This is a genomic window from Flavobacterium sp. UBA2787, from assembly GCA_002352205.1.
Taxonomy (GTDB): domain Bacteria; phylum Bacteroidota; class Bacteroidia; order Flavobacteriales; family Flavobacteriaceae; genus Flavobacterium.
On record DEHZ01000002.1, the window covers coordinates 1 to 24169 of the forward strand.

Genomic DNA, 24169 nt, shown 5'->3' on the forward strand with positions numbered 1-24169 from the left:
ACAACGTGATTGTAACACAAGGTGAAGAAACGAGAACTGTGAGAGTGTTGAAACAATAATCAAGATGCTTGAGCTACACAGTAGCTGAGTTAAATAATGAAAACCTCCGAGAAATCGGAGGTTTTTTTTATTACTATTTTCGTAAAAAGAATAGCAATATTTTCAATTTATCATTTAGACTTAATTAATGGTAAAATATTGAAAATTAAAAAGTTACATTTGCGGCCAATTAAAAATATAAACCATTAACTATTATGAAAAATTTATTTTACCTTCTTGTTGCAGTATTTACTTTAAGCCTAACTTCTTGTTGATCTGATGACGATTCATCAAATGACCCTGAAGATGAATTATATATAAGATTTAATTTAAATGGAGAACAAAAGGAGTATATGGATCCGGCTACAATTACATCTGATAGAAAATTAATATTAGGTGATAATCAAGGGAGTTCAGACAATGGAAAAATTTCATTATGGATGCCTGCTGACATTGAAACAGGTACATTTACAATTACAGATGCTACATCAACAGCTTCTAACTTAGAAACACTTTATTCTGCTGATATATGGATGGACGACGAAGTAATCGATGCTTCTACAGGAGCATTAGTTATAACAGAATTAGATGACGAGTATGTTAAGGGAACTTTTAGTTTTTCTGGTACAAATGATGAAGGTACTAGCGTAACAGTAACAAACGGAACTTTTAGAGCTTACAGATAATACGTTTTTCACATAACAAAGCGTTTCAATTAGAACCAAAAAGACCTCCGAGAAATCGGAGGTCTTTTTGGTTAATTTTTTACAATTTTATTTATTTTTAATCGAAGCTTCCAAGTTTCGTTCAATATTGTGACCCGGTCTTGACCATTTTGGTTTTTCGCCCAAAGCTTGAAATTTTGAATCTTCTGCTTCGACTGTTGTTGGTTGCATGATTTTAATGAATGGTTTTTGAGGTTTTAATCCCAACAAATCAAACATTTTCATATCCTCATTAACATCCGGATTGGGTGTGGTTAATAATTTATCTCCAGCAAAAATAGAATTAGCTCCGGAAAAAAAGCATAACGCTTGTCCTTCTCTACTCATTTCGGTTCTACCGGCGGACAAACGTACTTGCGTTTCCGGCATAACAATTCGTGTAGTAGCTACCATTCGAACCATTTCCCATATTTCAATTGGGTTTTGTTCTTCTAAAGGAGTTCCTTCCACAGCAACCAAAGCATTAATAGGCACCGATTCCGGTTGAGGATTTAAAGTAGATAAAGCCACTAACATTCCTGCTCGGTCTTCTATACTTTCTCCCATACCAATAATTCCACCGCTACAAACCGTAACATTTGTTTTTCTAACATTATCAATGGTTTGCAAACGGTCTTCAAAACCACGTGTTGAAATCACTTCCTTATAATATTCTTCAGAAGTGTCAAGGTTGTGATTATAGGCATATAATCCGGCTTCGGCCAAACGATGAGCTTGATTTTCTGTAAGCATGCCTAACGTACAACAAACTTCCATATCTAGTTTGTTAATGGTTCGTACCATTTCTAATACTTGATCAAATTCCGGACCATCTTTCACATTTCGCCAAGCAGCTCCCATGCATACGCGTGAAGAACCCGATGATTTGGCACGTAATGCTTGAGCCTTTACTTGTTGAACGCTCATTAAATCGTTTCCTTCAATGTTGGTATGATATCTTGCTGCTTGCGGACAATAGCCACAATCTTCCGGACAACCACCCGTTTTTATGGATAGTAACGTAGAAACTTGAACCACATTAGGGTCATGATGTTCACGATGAATGGAAGCTGCTTCAAAAAGCAAGTCCATCATCGGTTTATTGTATATCGCTATAACTTCTTCTTTGGTCCAATTATGTTTAGTAATGCTCATAGGTTAATTATTATAAGTCAAAAATACTTATTTTCTATAGATTTATGTAAAGCAGTGTAGTAGATTTTATAAAGATTTAATCAACAAAAAATTATTTTTCAATCAGATTTCCTTCTTTGTCATAGAGAAGAATCCAATCATTATGTCCAAAATAATTCCATTCAGCATCTGCAAAATCAACTGTTGGATCAATAAAGGTTTTGTATGGTTTATTGTTAACAGAAAGTTTTGAATCAATAAAAATACTTACTTCTAAGCCTTTTTCTGCGAATTCTTTTTTGATATGTTGAGCCATTTGCCACATTCCGTCCGGTTTGCTGGAAACCAAACCAAGTTGTTTTCGGGTTAATTTTTCAACAATATTATAAGGAAGTTCTTGATTGGTTTTTTTGTCAATAACTTTAAAATGTGTAATACCACTTTTTTGTCTAAGCATCATTCGCCAACTTAAACGATGGGCTTCTTCTGTCCAAAGCACATCACCTTTAATAAAAAAATGTCTGATGGGAAGAATGAGTTGTATGATAAAAAAAGGAATAAAAAAATAAGTGATAGCATTAGAAAAAGAATAATTTTTGCTTAAATCCTCCGGCTGAAGTTGAGGTTTCTTTTTGAAAAAGATGTGTCGAATGGTTTCCGGCGAATAGAAAAACACAATAAAACTTAAAGCAAAATAAGGGAAAATACCAATTTGTAACGTAACAGAATTAAACAAATGAAAAAGCAAACTGGCCACAAAGGCAATATTTCTGGTTCTCTTCCAAAGAAGTGCTGGAATGATTAATCCGTCAAAGAAAATTCCCGCATAAGCAATAAAAACATGAAACCATTTTTCAGTAAACACTGAGCCTAAAACCGGGAAATTGGAAAGGTTTGAAAATAGAATTCCGGTAAAAGTTCCATCTAACCAATCTGGATAAAATTTTGCTAATGTTGCAAAAAAATAAACAATTGTCATTTGACAAATCATAACCCAAGAGCACCATCTCGGCATCGTAAGACTTTTTAAGTCTGGATTTTTTTTAGCATCCATTGAAGCATATTGATTGGCAGGAAGAAAAAGCATAATTAAGCATACCAAAATAAGTAAATAATAATGGTTGTTGTACGATGCTTTTTGCATTAAATAAACACTTGTCCAAAGCAAAGTGTATAATCCTAAAGTATAACGGTATTTGTAGCCAAGCATAATTAACATCCCCAAAACACCCATTATGCTAAAATAAACATACATGCCATAACCGGGAAGAGGCACCAAAAAATCAAAGCCGATATGTGGAATCGAAACCGTGGGATCAATTAAATTTTTTTTTACCCAACCTGTAAAAATAGCAACAATGCTTTCGGCCGCAATCAAAAGACCAAACGTTATTCTAAAAAGAATTAACGGAGAATTGTCGATTGGATCAAAAGCTTTTTTTAGCATTATAAAGAATTTATGTGTTGAATAGCTACTATTTTATCTTTTAAAAGCTGTTCTTTCAGTTTTTCAATGTTTTCAAATTTTACTTCGTCACGAATTCGATCTAAAAGCTGAATTTGAATTTTTTTAGAATATAAATCTCTATCAAAATCAAAAAAGTGTATTTCAATTGATTTTGATTCGCCATTAACAGTTGGGTTGAATCCGATGTTCATCATGCCATAAACCAATTTGTTTTCTATCAAACTCTGAACGATATAAACACCGTTTTTGGGAATCAATTTATAAGATTCTTCTATTTGTAAATTTGCTGTGGGAAAGTTTAAAGTTCTGCCAAGACCTTTTCCTCTTGCTACAACTCCAGTTAATAGATAGTTATATCCCAAATAATCATTTGCCAATTTTACGTGCCCATTCATCAGAGCATTTCTAATTTTTGTAGAGCTAACAGATACTTCATCTATTTCTTGGGCAGAGATTTGTTCCACTTCAAAATCATATTTTTCTCCAAATGCAATTAAATCATTAATATCAGCAGTTCTGTTTCTGCCAAATCGATGATCATAACCAATTATAATTTTTCTTACGTTAAATTGGTCTACTAAAATAGCAGAAACAAATTCTTCGGCGGTTAATCTTGAAAAGGCTTGGTCAAAAGGATGAATAATTAAGTTGTCTAAACCCGATTTTTTTAAAAGTTCAGTGCGTTCTTCAATAGTGTTCAAAAGTTTAATTTCATTATTATCTTGTAGCACCATTCTTGGGTGTGGGAAAAAAGTGAGCACCAAACTTTCGCATTCGCATAGTGAGGAATTTTGAATTAATTTTTCAATGATTTTTTTATGACCAAAATGAACCCCGTCAAAAGTTCCAAGGGTTAATACGGATTTATTTTTTGGATGAAAGTTGTATATGGATTGAAAAGTTTTCAAAGATTTTTTTTTTACAAATTTAATTATTATTAAAATAAATACAACAACTTTATAATTAATAAGAATATTCTAATCCTAACAAGTAAAAAAATACGTAAATCATTAAAAATAAATAAGAATTATTAAAAATATGATATATTTGTTGCCTAATTAATTTCCAAAAAATGAAAAAAATAATACTATTAGCCTTATTTACAGTTATGTCTTTTACAGACATGAGTGCCCAAAAAAATAATTTTTGGACAGCTGTAAATGAAAATGTAACAGCAGTATCAAAAACTGCTCAAAGAGAATCATTCCCTTCAAATTTTACTTTGTATAGTCTCAATATTGAGGCATTTAAAGTTGTTTTAGCTACAGCTCCGGATCGTTTTTTGTCTGAAGATGGTGTAGTTGTTACATTGCCTAATTCAAATGGTGCAATAGAACGATTTGAATTGTTCGAAGCATCTAATTTTGAACCGGAATTGCAAGCCCAATATCCAGAAATCAGATCGTATGTTGGAATAGGTATTGATGACCCTAAGGCTCAATTAAGAATGAGTATTGATCCAAGAGGAGTTCAAACAATGATTTTTAGAGCCGGTAAAAAAACCGAATTCATGGAGCCTTATTCAGAAAATGGACTTGTTTATGCAGCCTATGAGTCTTCTAGACAAAAGGGAAAGATGCCATTCACATGTTCCACAGTTGATCACGCTGTTAGTGGTCGTCTTTCTGAAGAAGTTGATAGTAATGAGGTGATGGCAAATAATGGTGTTTTAAAAACATTCAGGTTAGCTTTGTCATGTACTGGTGAATATACATCCTATCACGGCGGAACTGTAGCTGGGGCATTAGCCGCAATGAATGCAACAATGACTAGAGTAAACGGTGTTTTTGAAAAGGATTTAGCTGTAAGATTAAATATAATTGCAAATAATAATTTAGTGATTTATACAAATGCAGCTACAGATCCATATTCTCCAGCATCCGGAATTGACAATTGGAATTTACAATTGATGAATACCCTTTCTTCTGTTATTGGCAATGCAAATTTTGATATAGGACATCTTTTTGGTGCAACAGGTGGAGGAGGTAATGCGGGTTGTATTGGATGTGTTTGCAGCAATGACCAAACAACTGCTGTTGTTCAAGGAGTTACTCGCCCAATTAACTATAAAGGAAGTGGAATTACTTCTCCAGCGGATGGAGTTCCGGCCGGAGATTTTTTTGATGTTGATTATGTAGCTCATGAATTAGGACATCAATTAGGAGCAAATCATACTTTTTCTGAATTTGTGGAAGGATCAGGCGTAAATGTTGAACCAGGAAGTGGATCAACAATTATGGCCTATGCAGGAATTACGGAATACAACGTTCAGGGTAATAGTGATGATTATTTTACTTACAGAAGTATTTTGCAAATTCAAAATAACTTAGCCAACAAGCCTTGTGCAAACAATATCACATTAAGTAATCCGGCTTTAACAATTACTTCCGGCGGAAACTGGACTATTCCTAACGGAACAGCTTTTGTTCTAACCGGAACAAACCCAACAAATAATCCTGGAGCTACATTTACATGGGAACAAAACAATAGTGCAACTAGTGCCGTAACAGGAGCTAATAGTATTTGTTATCCAACCAAACCAGCAGGTCCAAACTTTAGATCATTGCCTCCGGTTAATACTCCGGTAAGATATATGCCGGCATTCAGTTCGGTACTTAATAACAGTTTGAGTACAACTTGGGAATCTGTTTTAACAATTGGAAGATCTATGACATTTACTTTGACAGCTCGAGATAATATTGCTAATGGAGGTCAAACCAGCACTGCTTCTGCAAATATTACAGTAAGTGGCACAGTTGGACCTTTTGCAGTTACTTCCCAAAATGCATCTGGTGTATCATGGAGTCAAGGTACTACTCAAGCCATAACTTGGGCTGTTAATGGCACATCAGGCCTAACCGGATCGGCTAATGTGGATATTTTGTTATCCACAGACGGAGGTCAAACATTCTCTACTGTATTAGCATCTAATACTCCTAATGATGGAAGTGAAAATATTACTGTTCCTAATATTGCTGCTCAATCATGCAGAATTATGATTAAACCAACAGGAAACATTTATTATGCACTTAACACAGTTCCTTTTTCTATTGGATATAGTTGTTCTTTGATTTCAAGCAATACTGCTGCTACAATTGCTGACGGACTTGGAGCAAATCAAGCCGGAGCAACGACAGTTTCTAATATAAGTTCAAACGAAACAGGTAATATAACTTCAATTGAAGTTACTGTAAATGTTAACCACTCATGGATTGGCGATTTGGTTATAGCTCTTGTTCATCCTGATGGAACATCAATAAATCTGTGGAATAGAACATGTAATAATCCTCAATACGGAAATATTAATGTAACATTCAAAGATGGGTCAGGTGCTATAGTTTGCGGGTCTCCAACTTCAGGAACTTATAGTCCGGTTCAGGCACTAGCTCCATTTATAGGAAAACCTAAAAGTGGTAACTGGACTTTAAGGGTAACCGATTTTTATAATGGAGATACAGGAATTTTAAACTCATGGTCTGTTAATTTCGGATGTACTCTTGGTAATGAAGAGTTTGAGACCTTGCAATCATTTATTGTATATCCAAACCCGAATAAAGGTAATTTTACGGTTAGTTTTGACAATCCTACAGATGAAATGGTAACTATTTCTGTTGTGGATATGAGAGGTAGAAAAATATTTGAAAACAACTACCAATCCGGATCAACTTTTAACCAAAACATTCAATTAGAAAACGCTCAGAGTGGTGTTTATTTATTAAACCTTACTAATGGTGATAGAAAAGAAGTGAAACGAATAATTGTTGAATAAAATTCACAATTTTTATTAATACTATAGAAGACCATCATTTTTGATGGTCTTTTTTTTGTGTTTTATAAATAAAATTCATTATTTTTAAAGCCTAAAAACTAAAATTCATGAAAAAATTATTATTACTGTTTTGCTTAATGATTTCTTTCTTCAGTTTTTCGCAGAAGAATTTTTGGGAAAAAATAACTAAGGAAAACTCATTACCAATTCAAAGGGTTCAAAGAACTACAATTCCATCTGAGTTCGAAGTCTTTTCATTAGATCTACAAAATTTTAATGCAGAATTGCTTCAAGCACCTAAAAGAGAATTTTCCAACTCACTTTCAAATGTAATCCTGAACTTTCCTAATGCCAATGGAGAATTTGAAAGCTTCAGAATTTATGAAGCTTCTGTGATGCATCCCGATTTACAAGCTCAATTTCCGGCTATTAAATCATATGTTGGTGTTGGCGTTGAAAATAAAACTGCTATGGTGCGTTTTAGTACAACCTTATTTGGAGTACACGCCATGCTATTTGCAGGAGACAGAGAGGTTAATTATATTGACACTTACACAAACGATTTAAGTCAATATATTGTCTATTCAAGAAAAAACATCTCACCGAGTTCAACTTTTAGTTGTTTAGTTGAAGATGAAATTGCAGATGAAGTAGACGGGATTCATTTCTCCCCAAGAAACAACAACAGTATATCATCTGACACAGGTATTTTTAGAACCTATCGATTAGCAATGGCATGCACAATAGAATATGCACAATTTCATTGGCAGGCGGCAGGAATGACGGTAGCCACACCCGAAGCAACTAGAAAAGCAGCAGTTTTGGCGGCCATGAACGTTTCAATGACTAGAATTAACGGAATTTATGAAAGAGATATGTCATTAACTATGCAGTTGGTTCCTAATAATTTAAATATTATTTTTATTACATCAGATACTTTTGATAATAATAATGCAGGAGCTTTAATAAATCAAAGTCAAACAGTGATTGATAATGTGATAGGATCAGCCAATTACGATATAGGTCATACTGTAAGCACAGGTGGTGGAGGTTTAGCACAGCTTAATTCTCCTTGTACAGGAAGTAAAGCAAGAGGAATTACAGGTTCGTTTGCACCAGTTGGCGACCCTTTTGATGTAGATTATGTAGCACATGAAATGGGGCATCAATTTGGGGCAACTCATACACAAAACAATAATTGTCAAAGAAGTTCTGCCACCGCAATTGAGCCTGGTAGTGCTTCAACCATAATGGGGTATGCTGGTATATGTTCGCCAAATGTTCAAAATAATTCTGATGCCTATTTTCACGTTGCAAGTTTGGCTCAAATGGACAACTTTGTAGCGGGAACAGGGAATTGTTCAAATAATATTAGTAACAACAATGACGCTCCAATAATTCAACCAATTCAAAACTATACTATTCCAAGAAGTACTGCTTTTGTTTTGGAAGGAAATGCCACGGATGCTAATGGTGATGCGTTGACTTACTGTTGGGAACAAACCGATACAGGAATTGCTATTCAACCTCCAACAGCAACAGATGCAGCAAATGGACCAAGATTTCGTTCAAGAAATCCGTCAACCAGTCCAAATAGGTATCTGCCTTTTATGACAACCATTTTAACAGGGGCAACTTCAAACCAGTGGGAAGTAGTTCCTTCTATTGCAAAAACCATGAATTTTTCTTTGGTTGTTAGAGATAATGCAACTCCAAACGGAGGTCAAACAGCCAAAACAAATATGACCGTTACAACAGTGGCTAATGCAGGACCATTTGTGATTACTGCCCCAAATACAAATGTATCTTGGGTAGCTGGGTCCAACCAAAATGTAACTTGGAATGTTGCCGGCACAACTGCAAATGGCGTTGATACACCTTATGTTGATATTTATTTATCTACCAATGGAGGATCAAGTTTTCCGGTTTTATTAGCAAGTAAAGTTCCAAATGATGGTTCAGAAGTTATAACCGTGCCTAACACTATTGGAACGACCAATAGAATAATGGTAAAAGGACATAAGAATATTTTTTTAGATGTATCGAATACAAATTTTTCAATTACAGCTCCAACTTCAACAATGGCTATCGCTTTTAACGGAGTTGAGGGAGAACAAAATAAATCAGTTTGTCAAGGGAATAATACTGTATATAATTTAGCCTACCAAACATTCGCTGGATTTAGTACTTCTACTACTTTTTCAGCGACAGGTAACCCAGCCGGAACAACGGTTGCATTTGTTCCCTCTACTGTTACAACACAAGGAACAATTCAAATGCAAATAACAACCAGTGCCTCCACGCCAATTGGATTACATACTATTGTTGTAACAGCAACTTCAGGGGCAACTACCAAAACTGTGAATATGTACCTAGAGGTTGTGAGTGGTAATTTTGGAGTAGTTACACTAAATTCACCTTCAAATGGAGCAATAGTAGAACCTTCGGGAGTATCTTTTGCTTGGAATGCAGACCCAAATGCTACACTTTATTCAATTCAAATAGCATCTGATCCTTCATTTAATACGGTAGTGGAAGAGAGTTCTGTTGCTACAAATAGCTACATTTCATCAAGTTTACCAAACGCTTCAACATTTTATTGGAGAGTATCGCCCGGAAATAGTACATGTTTAGGTAATTATTCGACAGTCTTTTCTTTTACTACAACATATTGCGGCACAGCTGTTTCAACAGATGTACCGATTGTTATTCCTTCTTCTGGAACTCCAACAGTTAATTCAACACTAACAGTTCCAACAGTAGATAATGTTATCATACAAAAAGTTACAGTTACTGTAGATATTTTGCATACTTATATAAATGATTTAATTGTAACATTAATAAGCCCAAGCGGAACACAAATACAATTAATGAATCGAGAGTGTGCAAATAGTGCTAATTTTCAGAACGCATCAGTAACTTTTGATGATTCAGGTATAGCAGTTGTTTGTGCAACCGTTCCTAATCCTGCTTTGTCTGGAATATTACTGCCGGAACAACCCTTGTCTGCATTAAACGGTCAAAACTCCCAAGGTGTTTGGACACTAAGAGTACAAGATGTTTTCAACCAAGATGGTGGTTCTATTAATAGTTGGAGTTTGGATATTTGTAGTGAAAATGCACCGGCCAGCATTGAAGAAGTTACCGCATTAAATTTCGCATTGTATCCAAATCCTACCAAAGGTAATTTCTCAGTTCAAATGAATAATGTTCAGGCAGATAAACTTGGTATAGCTGTTTATGATTTGCGTGGGCGATTGATTTTTGATCAATCTTATTCAAGTAATGGAACTTTCAATCAAGAAATTCAATTAGCAAATCCGCAAGCAGGAATTTATTTAGTAAAAGTTTCTGATGGAAATAATAAAGAAGTGAAACGTTTAATAGTGGAATAAAATAGTGTAAAGAAAAAAAAGACGGCACTGCTTCAAAGCAATGCCGTCTTTTTATTTTAATAGAAAATTATTTTACAGAAACATTTTTGATAATCTGCGGCACTTTATCGCAGGTAAAATTTAAATCGAAGCGTATGGCATTCTTAGCCGATAGTTGTAAATTTCCTTTGTCGATTTTAAAATAACCGGTTTGTCCTTTGCAAAAACAATGACGACCAAAAATTAGTTTGACTTGTTGAAGTTCAGAATCAGTAAGGTCTAATAATTTATCTGAATTTTTAATTTCAAAAATGATGTCTTCACGATAATGACCGTCTTGCAAATTAGCTTGTGTAGTTTTGTTATATTGATAATGAATTACGGTTGTTCCTTCTTGATCTTTAATGTCGTAGTACATTCCTCCCAAATCGTCGTAATGCAGAATGAGTTGTTTGTTTTTTAGAATTTCTACTTCACAGGTTCCGTCTGATGGACATTCACTGCTGAGTTTTGACATAGTTGATGAAACGTTTTTCTGAGCGTTACAGGAAAATAATAATCCAAATAAAAATAGAGCAATTATTTTTTTCATGGTTGATGTTTTAAATGAATGTTTCAAAAAGCAAGCCAATTATTTTCCGTTGAATTCGTTCATTGTGTTGTTTAATCCGGCTAAAGCAAACGATTGAATGATTTGAGCAGATAATTCTAATCGTTCAGTTAGTTTTGATTTTTCTTCTTCGTCCCATTCACCTAAAACGTAATTCACTTGTTGCCCTTTTTTGAATTGGTCGCTGATGCCAAAACGAAAACGTGGATATTCGGTGGTGTTTAATAAACTTTGGATACTTTTTAATCCGTTGTGACCGCCGTCGCTTCCTTTGGTTTTGATGCGGATGGTGCCAAAACTTAGGTTTAAATCGTCGGTGATAACTAAAATATTTTCTTTTTCGATATTTTCTTTTTCCATCCAATATTTCACTGCTTTTCCGCTAAGGTTCATATAGGTGTTGGGTTTGAGAAGAATCAATGTTCGTCCTTTGATTTTAAACTCGGCTACATCGCCCAACTTGGCTGTTTGAAAAGAAATGCTTTCTTTTTTGGCAAAATGGTCGAGTATTTTGAATCCGATGTTGTGGCGAGTATTGGCATATTCGGCTCCGATGTTTCCGAGTCCGACGATTAGAAATTTTTTCATATCCGGTTCTGTGACGGTTTTTTGGGTTTGAAAAAGTGATTTTATCCAGTTGATCATACTGCAAAAGTACGAAAGTTTCTAATTCTAGCAGATTTTGATTTGGAGCACGTTCTACCCCTGATGGTAACGGATAGCCTTGTGCCGCCAAAACCGATTTTTTCTTGCTGACCCAAAGCGACCAACGGAAGCTCTTGGGGTGGCTTAGAAAAAACGGTTGTGGCAAACAAGCTTGTAGTGAACAGCGGGATTAGGTTCTGGAAAAAGTTGTCGGTTGTCGGTTGTCTGTTGAGAGTTTTCTGGGATTGTGATTCTGAAAAAAGTTCAGAATAAAAAAAAGCACCGGCGTGAACCGATGCTTTTGTTATTGAGAAAATTGAAATTATTTTTTCTTTTTTGCTCCACCTTTTTCTGCTTTTGCAGCTTCTTGAGCGGCTTTCATAGCGGCACGTGAAATTCTCACTTGAGCTACAACAGTGTTGTCAGGGTGCATTAATTTGAAGTTGTTGGTTTCAATTTTTGTAACGTATAATTTGTTACCCATTTCTAATGGCGTGATGTTCGCTTCTACGAAATCTGGAAGATTTTTTGGTAAAGCTTTCACTTTTAATCTTCTTTGGTTTAAACGTAAAACTCCACCGGCCAATACACCTGGCGATGTTCCTGTTACTTTTACAGGGATTTCCATAACGATTTCTTTGTCGTCTTTTAACGCATAGAAGTCGATGTGTAAAATTTTGTCTGATACCGGGTGAAATTGGATGTCTTGTAAAATTACATCTGCTTTTTTACCGCTATTTAGTTCGATCACAACAGTGTGTGCGTTTGGAGTGTACACCAAGTTTTTGAACGCTTTTTCTTCTGCTGTAAAATGCACTGGTTGATCTCCTCCGTAAATAACGCAAGGAACCATTCCAGCATCACGTACGGCCTTCGTTGCTTTTTTGCCTACGTTTTCTCTTTCTGATCCTTTAATCGTAATCGATTTCATTGTAAATAATATATAGTTAATAAATAAAAAACACTTTTTTAGATTTTTGGATTGTTCGATTTTTAGATTTTTCGAAGTCCTAATCTACATTAAAAATTTTCCACTGATGGAATTGTTGTGTTGCACCATGTGCATTACTTCTGCAAAAAGCGGTGCACAACTCACCACTCTGATTTTGTTTGATTCTTTCTTTAACGGAATAGAATCGGTTACGATCAATTCGCTCAATTTTGAGTTTTCGATTTTTTCGTAGGCATCGCCGGATAAAATGGCGTGTGTACAAATGGCTCGAACGCTCAGAGCTCCTTTTTCAATCATTAAATCGGCTGCCTTTGCAAGGGTTCCGCCGGTATCAATCATATCGTCAACTAAAACGACGTTTCTTCCTTTTACTTCTCCGATAAGTTCCATTGTATCGATTACGTTGGCAACTTTTCGTTGTTTGTAACAAATTACGACATCTGATTCTAAAAATTTAGAATAGGCGTAGGCTCTTTTGGAACCGCCCATATCTGGTGAAGCGATTGTTAGATTCTCCAAATTCAAACTTTTTACATACGGCAAAAAGATGGTGGATGCGAACAAATGGTCAACTGGTTTTTCAAAGAAACCTTGAATCTGATCGGCGTGTAAATCCATCGTCATAATTCGGGTTGCTCCGGCAGTTTCCAGTAATTTTGCTACTAGTTTTGCTCCGATTGGCACTCTTGGTTTGTCTTTTCTGTCTTGTCTGGCCCATCCGAAATAAGGAATTACAGGGGTTATGTGTCTGGCTGATGCTCTTTTGGCAGCGTCAATCATTAACAAAAGTTCCATCAGGTTGTCTGCACTTGGAAAAGTGGAGCAAACGATGAAGACCCGCAATCCGCGAATGGATTCTTCAAAAGACGGTTGAAACTCACCGTCACTATATTCAGAGAACGTTACTTTACCTAGCGGAATTCCATAGTTTTTGGCTATTTGTTCGGCTAAGTATACACTTTTTGAACAAGCAAATATTTTTGCTTCCGGTTCGTTGTGTGACATTTTAATTCGTTGTTATGTAGTTAGTTAGTTGTGTGTCGCCGAAACGAGGTGCAAATTTAGAAATAAAAATCAACTTGGAAAGGAATTTTTCCACAAATTTCTTGAAAATGTGTCAAAAATTTATTTACATTTGCACCCACAAATAAGCATCCCTGCCCGGATGGCGGAATTGGTAGACGCGCACGACTCAAACTCGTGTACTTAGGTGTGTGGGTTCGATTCCCACTCCGGGTACAAAACCTCTCAGAAATGGGAGGTTTTTTTATGAAATTAAAATTAAAATCAATGTTCTTCGTATATGCCATATCAAGTTTAGAAAGAAATTATATCTATGTTGGATTAACAGATAATTTAGAAAGACGTTTTTTTGAACATAATTCAGGAAGAAATAAAACAACAAAACCTTACAGGCCATTTAAAGTTATTTATTTTGAAGAATGTGCCACAAGATTAGAAGCTAGAACGAGAGAAAAATATTTTAAATCAGGGGTTGGAAAGGAAAAGTTGAAAATTATTAGAGATAATTTTGAAAATGAAGACTCAAACTCGTGTACTTAGGTGTGTGGTTTCGACCTGCCTGCCGGCAGGCAGGTTCCCAAATCCTATTACAAAACCTCTCAGAAATGGGAGGTTTTTTTTATTTTCTACGCTCATTTACGTATTTCAAAAAAGTTTTACTATTTTTAATATTGCATAGTAATTCTTTACTTATGAAAAAACGAATTGGCATAGTGGAAGACGACCGCGATTTGCGAGAAGCATTGGGTATGATGATTCAATTTACCGATCAGTATGAATTAGCCGGAAGTTTTGAAAACGCCGAATTGGCTTTAAAAGAATTACCCACTTTGGATGTGGATGCCGTTTTGATGGATATTAATTTACCCGGTGAAAGCGGAATTATATGTGTCAATAAATTGAAAAATTCCTGCCCGAATGTATTAGTTCTGATGTGTACTTCATACGAAGATGACGATAAAATTTTCCAAAGTTTAGAAGCCGGAGCAAGTGGTTATATTCTTAAAACCGAAGGGCCGGCAAAAATCATTGGAGCATTAGATGAATTGTTTGAGGGCGGTAGTCCGATGAGTAGCAGCATTGCCCGAAAAGTGGTGGCGAGTTTTTCTAAAATGGAATCGCTAAATAAATTAACCGAAACCCTTACAGCCAGAGAAAAGGAAATTTTAGATTTATTGGCAAAAGGGCAAATGAATAAAGAAGTGGCCTATCAATTGGAAATTAGTAATGGAACGGTTCGAAAACACATCCAAAATATTTATGAAAAATTACACGTCAACACGAGGGTAGAAGCGGTAAATTTATATTTGAAACGCTAAAAATAAAGATATGAGATTTTCTTTAAACTTATTTTTAGTATTGATTTTCGCTCTCGGAAGTGCTCAAAATGTATCGGAAAACACTAAATTGCAAGAACTCAAAAACTGCAAAACGACTCAATGCAAGATTTCTAAATCATTTCTTTTGGCAGAATATTATTTAGAAACCGATGATATTCAATCTTCTCAAAAATGGCTGGATAGTACAAAAGATTTAGTTTCACCTGCACAATCGGACACCACAATTATTTTTATTCACAGTCTCCAGTCCGAACTTTTTTATTACGACGGATTATTTCAATTTGGTACAAATGAAGCGGAAAAAGCTATACAAAGGGCAAAACAACTTGAAGATAATTTCTTTATTGCCAATGGTTATTTTTTTAAAGGAATTAACCAGATTGAAATGAATGAATTAAAAGAAGCAGAAAAATCGCTTTGGAAAGCAAGAGATTATCAACCGGAAAGTTACAGTAAATCGCATATCAGAAGCACCATTCAACACGAACATATTTTCAATAACATTGCTCAACTGAAGTTGAAAATTCGTCAAGCAGATTCTGCCGTTTGGTATAATGCAAAAGCGTATCAATTTGCAAAAAATGCCAAAAGCAAAAGAGGAATTCCAAATGTTGAACAAACGTTTGGTCAAATTTATTTAGAAGAAAAGAAAATGGATAGTGCTCTTTTCTATTTTCAAAAGAGCATTCTTTCCGCTCAAAAAAGCGAATATTTTGATATTGTTTTGCTCAATTATGGTTTTATGATGCAGTGTTTCGAAGACAATCAAATAGAGAATAATCGATGGTATGAAAAAGGTCTGGAATTGATTGATCAAAAAATTATCAACGCTACGTTTCAACATTATTTTTACAAAATTGCATTGAGTGTTTTTAAAGAGACAAATCAAATCGAAAAACTTTCTTTTGTTCAGGACAAATTAATCAGCATCAATGAGGAAACCCGCTTAAAAGGGAACATGAACATTCAAAACATTACCGAACAATATGCCAAAAACGAAAATAAATTACTTTTACTTCAGGTGGAGGAATTAAAAAAACAACGAAAGTTTACTATTCTTCAACTGATTGCCGCTCTACTTTCAGTAATTATTTTGTCCTTGGTGATTATCATTATCCGAAGAAAAAATAAAATTCAAAAAACCTTACTGCAACAAAAAAATGAAATCAGCAAGGATTTGCACGACGATATCGGAAGCGGTTTAAGCAGCATTCTCATTCACGCCGATTTGTTGTTAAAAAATGATGAAACATCTGAAAAACAAAAAATATTGGCTTCTAAAATTAACCTAACCGGAAAAGAAATTTCACAACGATTAAACACATTTATTTGGTCATTAAATACTGAACACAATACACTTCAACATTTTTCAGAATATGTAAAATTATATGGAGCAACACTTTTTGAAGAAACACCAATTGCATTTTCATTTAGTACTAACGTTGAAGACAGTGAATCGATAAAAATGAATGGTCAATTACGAAAGAATTTATTTTACGCGATGAAAGAAGTCCTAAATAATTCACTCAAACATGCTCAAGCCACTAAAATTGATGTAAAGATGAAGTTAATTTCATCTAAACAACTTCAAATAACCATTCACGATAACGGAACCGGAATTAATAAAGAAAATGCATTTGGAAACGGTTTGAAAAACATCCAAAACAGAGTAGAACAGATGAATGGAACTTTTTCTATGAAAACCGATAAAGGATTGCTTACCATCTTGACAATTCCTCTATAAATTTGAGTAAAATCATTTTGTAAGAAAATTGGAATACGCTAAAGGGCGTATTTTTTTGTGCGTTATTTAAACAGTTATTTTTAAATTTTAATCGACATACTTCGAAAAGCCCATTATTATCTGATTATCTTCTTCAAAAACATGATAAAATCACTACGGATAATATCGTATTGTGGTATCACATTGATTATGTGAATTTTATACTTCGGAAATCACTAAAAGCAGCTTGTTCTGTTATTTAAAAAACCAAAGTCATGAAGAAATTGATATTTTACTTTTTTGTATTGTTTTCCACTTCACTTTTTGCACAAGTGGGAATTAATACCACCACACCGAATGCACAATTGGACATTCGATCGTCAAATCAAGTTGCACCAACTTCGACAGATGGAATGTTAATCCCTAAAATCGACACATTTCCGGCAACAAATCCTGCTGTCGATCAACAAGGAATGTTGGTTTATTTGACTACAAATGTTGGAAGTAATCAACCGGGTTTTTATTATTGGGATAATGTAACAACGAGTTGGATTTCAGTGAAAGGGACAGATGGTGGAACACTCGACCAAGCCTATGACTTTGGTGGTCCAGGTAATGGAAGAACCATTACTGCTGATGCGGGTGCTGTAACTATAAATGGAACGGATGGGTTGGTATCTACAGGTACTTTAAGCTCTGGTGAAGTTGCTCCGAGTGGAGCAGGTACAAGGATGGTTTGGAATCCAAGAAAAGCGGCGTTTAGAGCTGGACGTGTTACTTTTGATCAATGGGATGATACAAACATTGGAGAAAGTTCAACCGCATTTGGTTCTAATTCAATAGCGAGTGGAGTAGGCTCTTTTGCATCAGGTCAAAATGCACAAGCACTGGGATCAGGTTCAACTGCATTTGGTTCTAATTCAATAGCAAGTGGAGTAGGCTCTTTTGCATCAGGTCAGCATGCACAAGCACTGGGATCAGGTTCAACTGCTTTTGGCATATTTTCCACAGCATCAGGATTTCTTTCTTTTTCTTCGGGTTTATCAATAATCGCTTCAGGGTCTTACTCAGCAGCATTTGGAGAGACCTGTCAAACAACAGGTTTAGCATCATATGCTTTTGGTAGAAACAATGTTTCTTCAGGAAATCATGCTACCACTTTCGGTTTTCAAAATATCTCACGAAGTTACGGTGAAGTAGTGATAGGTATTGGAGCAACAATTTTTAATCCGTCAATTAATGGCAATACCCAATTTAGACTTGCCAATGCAAATGATAGATTATTTGTTATTGGAAATGCAATTGATGCAGATAATGATGATTTTGTTGATAACTCTGAACGAAGTGATGCAATGATAGTTTTAAAAAGTGGTCTTACTCGTTTGCCATCAACAACAAACACAATGATAGATGCCGCCGATGGTAAAGCAGTAGTTACTAAAGAATATTTACAAAGCAATACATCTGGCACACTAGACCAAGCCTACGATTTTGAAGGTGGAGGAAATGGTAGAACAATAACTGCAGATGCCGGAGCAGTTTTAATTGATGGAACGGATGGTTTGGTTTCTACAGGTACTTTATTCTCTGGTTCGTTATCTCCTAGTGGTGCTGGAGTAAAAATGTTTTGGAATCCACGGAAAGCTGCATTTAGAGCAGGAGAGGTTTTTACAAATGAATGGGATGATGCTAATGTTGGTATAAAATCTGTGGCAATGGGACATGCTACTAGAGCATTTGGTGCTTTTTCTACTGCATTTGGAAACGATGCAAATGCCAATGGTGGAGTTTCTACTGCCTTTGGAATAAACACAGATGCTAATGGTAATGTTTCTACTGTTTTTGGCAGAATTAATCTTGCAAATGGTGACCATTCATTTGTGGCGGGAAGAAATAATTTTGGGAATAGTTATGCGGAGACAATTTTTGGAATAGGAGCGACAACCTATGCAACAACTACAAATGGTTCAACACAATTCAGAAGTGCAAATGCTACAGATCGATTATTTGTAATTGGCAATGCTATTGATACAAATAATAATAACACTGTTGACGCGTCAGAGAGAAGTGATGCAATGATTGTTTTAAAAAGTGGTCTTACTCGTTTGCCATCAACAACAAACACAATGATAGATGCCGCCGATGGTAAAGCAGTGGTTACTAAAGAATATTTACAAAGTAGCACATCTGGTACGTTAGACCAAGCTTATGATTTTGGCGGTGCAGGAAACGGTAGAACCATAACAGCAGATAATGGGGCTGTTACTATAAATGGAACAGATGGTTTAGTTTCATCAGGAACAGCAGGGGTTGGAGCAATTTCGCCATCTGGAGCAGGAACAAGAATGGTTTGGAATCCTCGAAAAAGTGCATTTAGAGCCGGAAGAGTTTCAGGAACAGAATGGGATGATGTTAATGTTGGTGATAATTCAATTGCTATGGGTTTTGGAACCAGAGCAACTGGAAACTCTTGTATTGCATTAGGAAGTAATTGCTCAGCATCAGGACTTGGTTCAGTTGCTTTTGGTTGGTTTGTAAACGCTAATGCAACTCAATCAACAGCATTCGGTCTGGGTACGAATACTAACAACGTGTATTCAACTGCATTTGGATATCAAACAAGCACATCGGGACGAGCATCAACTTCTTTTGGAGTAAATAATGAAGCTGAAAGTTTTGGTGAAGTAGTGTTAGGTATTGGAGCAACTACCTATACACCCTCAACAAATGGTGCAAATCAATTTAGAATCGCCAATGCAACAGATAGATTGTTAGTAGTTGGAAATGCTATTGATGCCGACAATGATGATGTTGTTGATAATAGTGAAAGAAGTAACGCTTTGGTAATTTTAAAAAACGGTAACACAGGCATTGGGTCTTCAACGCCCGGAGAACGATTACACGTAGCCGGAAGAACATTACTAACCAATGGCTTTTCTGCAACTAATGCTGCACTTTTATATCAAAACAACGCTGATTACATGTTTCTAGGGCCTCAATCAGGGAGTAGTGCTAATGGTGGAGCTATGGCACTTTATGGCAGTACAAATGCTAGTGGAGGTAATGCCGGTGGAATAGACTTTAATACCAATAGTGGATTAGTAAGGTTAACATCAGTAGGAAATTTAGGAGTAGGAACTAACAATCCGTTACAAAAATTACATGTCTCCGGACCAGCTGGTTTAACAGCTATACGAATTGGAAATACTTCCTTAACAGGTACTACTAGCAATGTAGCAATAGATTTTTTAAGAGGTGGAAATGCTAATACGGACTGGAGAATATTTAATATTGGAGCTAACTTAACTTTAGGGAATAGTGCTGACGATTTAGCAACTATAAATAATTTATACCAATTTCAAGGTTCAAGATTTATGCCCATGACCGATGCAACCATCAGTTTAGGTCAAACAGCAAACCGTTGGAATACACTCTTCGCTTCCAATGGTACAATCAACACCAGCGATGAAAGAGAAAAGAAAAACATTCAAAATTTGAATTATGGCTTAACTACATTAATGCAACTTCGTCCGGTAAGTTTTGAATGGAAAAAAGACGATGGAAGCGGAACAAAATTAGGTTTAATAGCTCAAGAATTACAACAAGTAGTCCCCGAAGTCGTTCGCGATTGGGATTGGGAAGAGGATGAACAAGGTAATCGAAAAAAAGTAGCTTCGCCCATTTTAGGGGTTTACTACAGCGATTTGATTCCGGTATTAATCAAAGCAACTCAAGAACAACAATTGGTTATTGAGCAACAAAAAGAAGAAATTAATTTACTAAAACAACAACTGCAAGAACAATACAAATCAATTGTAGAACGGTTAGAAAAAATAGAAAATAAATAAAATCAAAAATCATGAAAAATAACATAATTACAGCATTACTCTTCGTTTTTTTTATCAGTGTAAATGCTTTTTCTCAAAGTAATCAAAAAACTATAAATTACAATATTGGACAATCATTAAACGGACAAGTTGGAGGAGATTTGGTCATCGATGGTAACGCTAATACTTGTACACAAAAAAACGGTAGCATTCAGAATCTATTTGAAACGCCTACTAATGCTACAGTTTTTATTGATATTAATAATCAGGGCGGTGGAAATAGTTGTGTAACCTTAGTGGTGGAAACAGCAACGGGAACAATTAAAACAGTGATTCCTGAAGATTCACAATCCGGTGTTATGCGATTTAATAGGGTTAGAAGGGCTTATTTAACCATTTCAAGCATTCCACGCGATACTACAGTACGTTTTGCAACCAGTATAGGAACTGCTACAATTTGGTTTTAACGTCAGTAAAAAGGAATAAAAATAATTAAAAATTGGAAATTAGTTTTAGTGGTTGATCCCCTTCCGGCGAGTGGTTTGCGGAAGGGGATCTTTTTTGAATACTTTTTGCACTTAATTCTCACATTGACAAATTGCCACATTGGAAAATTGCCAAACTATCGTATTTTTACACTCAAATTTAGAAAAAAATGGCTTCAGGATTTTTTGCATTGTTAGATGATATTGCTTTATTGATGGATGATGTAGCAACCATGAGTAAAATGGCTACCAAAAAAACGGCCGGAATTTTAGGCGATGATTTGGCTGTGAATGCCGAAAAAGCGTCCGGGTTTGTATCCTCACGAGAACTACCTGTTTTGTGGGCAATTACTAAAGGATCTGCTCTGAATAAAGTCATTATTTTACCTATTGCCTTTTTACTATCCTATTTTGTACCTTGGCTCATTACGGTGGTTTTAATTCTGGGAGGATTGTATTTGGCGTATGAAGGAGCAGAGAAAATATATGAATATTTTTTCCCACATGCTCCAGCTAGAAAAATTGAAGTCTTTAAAGAATTATCAGAAGCAGAAATTTTAGCCCTGGAAAAAGGTAAAATTAAATCAGCCATCGTAACCGATTTTATTCTTTCTGTTGAAATCATTATCATCGCCATGGGAACTGTTGTAGGCCAGGATTTTTGGATGCAAGTCATGGTCGTAAGTGTCGTTGCATTTATTGCAACCGTTGGCGTTTACGGCATTGTAGCCTTAATTGTTCGAATGGACGAAGCCGGGTATAAGCTGATTCAGTGGAGTGCAGGACGAAATAAAATACTTCAATCAGTGGGAACGCTTTTAGTAAAAGCATTACCACGCGTTATTCAAGTTTTAGCAGTGGTGGGAACACTTGCCTTACTGTTAGTCTCTGGTGGAATATTTTCGCATCAATTGCCTGCTTTACATCACGCGGTCGATTTTATGCCAAGCATGTTGCTTGAATTTTTACTGGGTTTAATCGTGGGTTTACTTTGCGTTTTTGTAGTGAATATTTTTAAGAAAATTGTAAAGAAAGATAAGGTTACTGTATAGTTATATGCAAGCGTATGGCAGACCGTGAAAAATAACATTTAGCTAAGAAAAATAAGTAACATAAAAAATTTAAATAGTTTATTAAGATATGAGATTTTTAAACTTCTTTAAATCGAATAAAGACGAACAAATAAAACCAATTATTAATAGTATTGGTAAATTTTTATTCACAGAATTTGATGGAACTAAAAACTATAAAGGAATTATCAATTCAATTATTGGACAAAACATTGAATTACTTTTTCCTGTAATCCAATCTCAAATTTCAAATTATCAAGTTGATTATTTTAAGAAAATTGAAAATAATTGGACTTCTATATTGCAGCAATTAAAAAATCTAAAACCAGAAATTGATTTTGAAAATTACAACGTAGTAAATATTATGATTCCAGAAAAAGGAAATGAGTTTTATGATGTTGACGCTGAAATAGTATTTAAAAAGAAAGGAAATATTATTTCTGCAATCTTGATTGATTTAAATGTAGACGAAATAATTGAAAATTAGGAACGCCAGCAGATAACAGCAGTTTGGCAAAATGGCGGGTTTAGTGCTAAATTGAACATTTGGTTTTCTAATGAAGTTTAGTGCTAAATTGAAAGTAAGTGCTTCAAAATCCGCCACTTCGCCAAGCTGCAAAACGTTAAAAACTTTTTAATATGATGCCAACGATAAAAACTATTTCAACCATACTATTCTTGCTTTTAACTACATTTATCTATTGTCAAGATTCAAAAACAAAGATTGAAGAAAATCGATTTATTGAAAGAAGAGAAAATAAATTCGGAATTACCGACAGTTTAAAAAATGTGATAATTCCGTTTATGTATGATTTTATTGAGTTTAAAAACCAAAGATTAATTATAAGAAAGAATAATTTAAATGGTCTTTATTCTTTAGATTATACAGAACTTCTTCCTTTAGAATTTCAATTTATGTCACCTCGTAAAAACGAAAGATTTATCCTTTGTACAAAAAAATCAATATATGGATTATCAGATATTAATGGAAAAATTATTATACCAATAAAATATAAAAGGGTTTTTTCTATAGAAAATGATGATTTTTACATAACAGAAAATGATAATAATTTAAGTGGAGTTTATGATTACAATGGAAAAAACATAATCCCTGAAGAGTATAAGTTCTATACAATTGACAAGCATAGAATATTTGCAACAAAAGATAACGAATCCCAAATTATTGACATTCAGAATTTGCAAAACAGCATTATTTTAGAAGAAAAAATTGAACTAATTGAAACGATTAAGCATTATGCAATGGGTGAAAATTTATTTCAAATCATAAAAAAGGAAGATAAGTTCGGTCTTATTAATTCAAAAAATGAAATAATAATCCCAACCATTTATGATGAACTTAAATCATCACAAAACTGGCGATATTACTTAATCAAAAAGAACAATAAAATTGGACTAATAAATGTTAATGGAACTATAACCAAAGAACCAATTTATGATAGTATAGAATTGCGAAAAGAATATATTATATTGAAAAGGAAAAATAAAAACGACGAAGTTTACGCTTACGAATACTAAAAAACGTTCTTGTAAACTCTCTAATACACTTTCTTAATCACATACGTCACAATTCCCCAAATGATTAATTGATTTTCTTCAGTGATTTTGATCGGCTCAAACGATTTGTTTTCCGGCATCAAAAGCATTTCTTCTTTGCTTACTTTAATCCGTTTTACAGTGAATTCGCCATCTAAAAAACATACAGCGACTTTGTTGTTTTGGGGTTCTAAACTTCGATCGATCACTAAAATATCACCATCATCTATTCCGGCACCAATCATGGAGGTTCCGGTGGCTTTGGCATAAAAGGTACTTTCCCTATTTTTGACTACTACAGCATCAAGACTAATTTTTGTTTCATCAAAATCTGCCGCCGGCGAAGGAAATCCAGCCTTGATTCCCGCCGTAATAAACGGAAGTTCAATTGGATTATCTAAATCCGGTGTAAAAAAGGTAAGTTTATTTTTTGACATAATTTAATTTTCAAA

General features: G+C 34.8%; 19 protein-coding genes and 1 tRNA gene. 12 read left to right on the top strand and 8 right to left on the bottom strand.

The window, feature by feature from the left end; genetic code table 11:
• The first annotated feature begins 392 nt into the window (after positions 1-392).
• Positions 393-725: a DUF6252 family protein gene (locus tag B4N66_RS00440; protein ID WP_291091628.1), complete on the top strand. Its 333-nt coding sequence runs from the start codon at positions 393-395 to the stop codon at positions 723-725.
• A gap of 87 nt (positions 726-812) precedes the next feature.
• Here B4N66_RS00440 and bioB read toward each other — a convergent pair whose 3' ends face one another.
• The 3 genes from bioB to B4N66_RS00455 all read right to left on the bottom strand — a co-directional run bounded on the left by bioB (position 813) and on the right by B4N66_RS00455 (position 4253).
• Positions 813-1898, bottom strand: a complete 1086-nt coding sequence (bioB, locus tag B4N66_RS00445) for a biotin synthase BioB (RefSeq protein ID WP_291091630.1) — start codon at positions 1896-1898, stop codon at positions 813-815.
• Between the two features lie 91 nt (positions 1899-1989).
• Positions 1990-3324 (bottom strand): HTTM domain-containing protein, encoded by a 1335-nt coding sequence (locus B4N66_RS00450; RefSeq protein WP_291091632.1) that lies wholly within the window; start codon positions 3322-3324, stop codon positions 1990-1992.
• The gene (locus B4N66_RS00455) at positions 3324-4253 is read right to left on the bottom strand and encodes a bifunctional riboflavin kinase/FAD synthetase (RefSeq protein ID WP_291091634.1); all 930 of its coding nucleotides are present in this window, start codon (positions 4251-4253) and stop codon (positions 3324-3326) included. Before B4N66_RS00455 ends, B4N66_RS00450 begins: the two co-directional genes overlap by 1 nt.
• 164 nt (positions 4254-4417) lie before the next feature.
• On the opposite strand from B4N66_RS00455, the gene B4N66_RS00460 reads away from it, so the two are divergent.
• Both B4N66_RS00460 and B4N66_RS00465 read left to right on the top strand, forming a co-directional pair.
• Entirely contained in the window at positions 4418-7114 is a 2697-nt protein-coding gene (locus B4N66_RS00460; RefSeq protein WP_291091636.1) for a reprolysin-like metallopeptidase, read from the top strand.
• A gap of 107 nt (positions 7115-7221) precedes the next feature.
• Positions 7222-10509, top strand: coding sequence for a reprolysin-like metallopeptidase (locus tag B4N66_RS00465; protein WP_291091638.1), 3288 nt, complete (start codon positions 7222-7224; stop codon positions 10507-10509).
• 67 nt (positions 10510-10576) lie between these two features.
• On the opposite strand, the gene B4N66_RS00470 is transcribed toward B4N66_RS00465, so the two are convergent.
• From B4N66_RS00470 to B4N66_RS00485, 4 genes are all read right to left on the bottom strand, one after another.
• A complete protein-coding gene (locus B4N66_RS00470) occupies positions 10577-11080 on the bottom strand; it encodes a hypothetical protein (protein WP_291091640.1) in 504 nt (167 codons plus the stop codon).
• A 39-nt stretch (positions 11081-11119) separates the two neighbouring features.
• Entirely contained in the window at positions 11120-11743 is a 624-nt protein-coding gene (gene pth, locus B4N66_RS00475; RefSeq protein ID WP_291091642.1) for an aminoacyl-tRNA hydrolase, read from the bottom strand.
• Between the two features lie 322 nt (positions 11744-12065).
• Entirely contained in the window at positions 12066-12674 is a 609-nt protein-coding gene (locus tag B4N66_RS00480; RefSeq protein WP_291091644.1) for a 50S ribosomal protein L25/general stress protein Ctc, read from the bottom strand.
• Positions 12675-12758: 84 nt separating this feature from the next.
• The gene (locus B4N66_RS00485) at positions 12759-13700 is read right to left on the bottom strand and encodes a ribose-phosphate pyrophosphokinase (protein ID WP_291091646.1); all 942 of its coding nucleotides are present in this window, start codon (positions 13698-13700) and stop codon (positions 12759-12761) included.
• 154 nt (positions 13701-13854) lie between these two features.
• Here B4N66_RS00485 and B4N66_RS00490 point away from each other — a divergent pair.
• From B4N66_RS00490 to B4N66_RS00530, 9 genes are all read left to right on the top strand, one after another.
• A tRNA-Leu gene (locus B4N66_RS00490) sits at positions 13855-13934 on the top strand.
• 30 nt (positions 13935-13964) lie between these two features.
• The gene (locus B4N66_RS00495) at positions 13965-14258 is read left to right on the top strand and encodes a GIY-YIG nuclease family protein (protein ID WP_291091648.1); all 294 of its coding nucleotides are present in this window, start codon (positions 13965-13967) and stop codon (positions 14256-14258) included.
• Between the two features lie 152 nt (positions 14259-14410).
• Positions 14411-15037, top strand: coding sequence for a response regulator transcription factor (locus B4N66_RS00500; RefSeq protein ID WP_291091650.1), 627 nt, complete (start codon positions 14411-14413; stop codon positions 15035-15037).
• 10 nt (positions 15038-15047) lie between these two features.
• Positions 15048-16802, top strand: a complete 1755-nt coding sequence (locus B4N66_RS00505) for a sensor histidine kinase (protein WP_291091652.1) — start codon at positions 15048-15050, stop codon at positions 16800-16802.
• Between the two features lie 254 nt (positions 16803-17056).
• Positions 17057-20629: a tail fiber domain-containing protein gene (locus tag B4N66_RS00510; protein WP_291091653.1), complete on the top strand. Its 3573-nt coding sequence runs from the start codon at positions 17057-17059 to the stop codon at positions 20627-20629.
• 11 nt (positions 20630-20640) lie between these two features.
• Positions 20641-21075, top strand: coding sequence for a hypothetical protein (locus tag B4N66_RS00515; protein WP_291091655.1), 435 nt, complete (start codon positions 20641-20643; stop codon positions 21073-21075).
• A gap of 188 nt (positions 21076-21263) precedes the next feature.
• The gene (locus B4N66_RS00520; protein ID WP_291091657.1) at positions 21264-22145 is read left to right on the top strand and encodes a DUF808 domain-containing protein; all 882 of its coding nucleotides are present in this window, start codon (positions 21264-21266) and stop codon (positions 22143-22145) included.
• 88 nt (positions 22146-22233) lie between these two features.
• Positions 22234-22650 carry a hypothetical protein gene (locus B4N66_RS00525; protein ID WP_291091659.1) on the top strand — a complete coding sequence of 139 codons (417 nt, stop codon included), beginning with the start codon at positions 22234-22236 and terminating at the stop codon, positions 22648-22650.
• 152 nt (positions 22651-22802) lie between these two features.
• Positions 22803-23699, top strand: coding sequence for a WG repeat-containing protein (locus B4N66_RS00530; protein ID WP_291091661.1), 897 nt, complete (start codon positions 22803-22805; stop codon positions 23697-23699).
• Between the two features lie 20 nt (positions 23700-23719).
• On the opposite strand, the gene B4N66_RS00535 is transcribed toward B4N66_RS00530, so the two are convergent.
• Entirely contained in the window at positions 23720-24154 is a 435-nt protein-coding gene (locus B4N66_RS00535) for a LexA family protein (protein WP_291091663.1), read from the bottom strand.
• Positions 24155-24169: the final 15 nt, after the last annotated feature.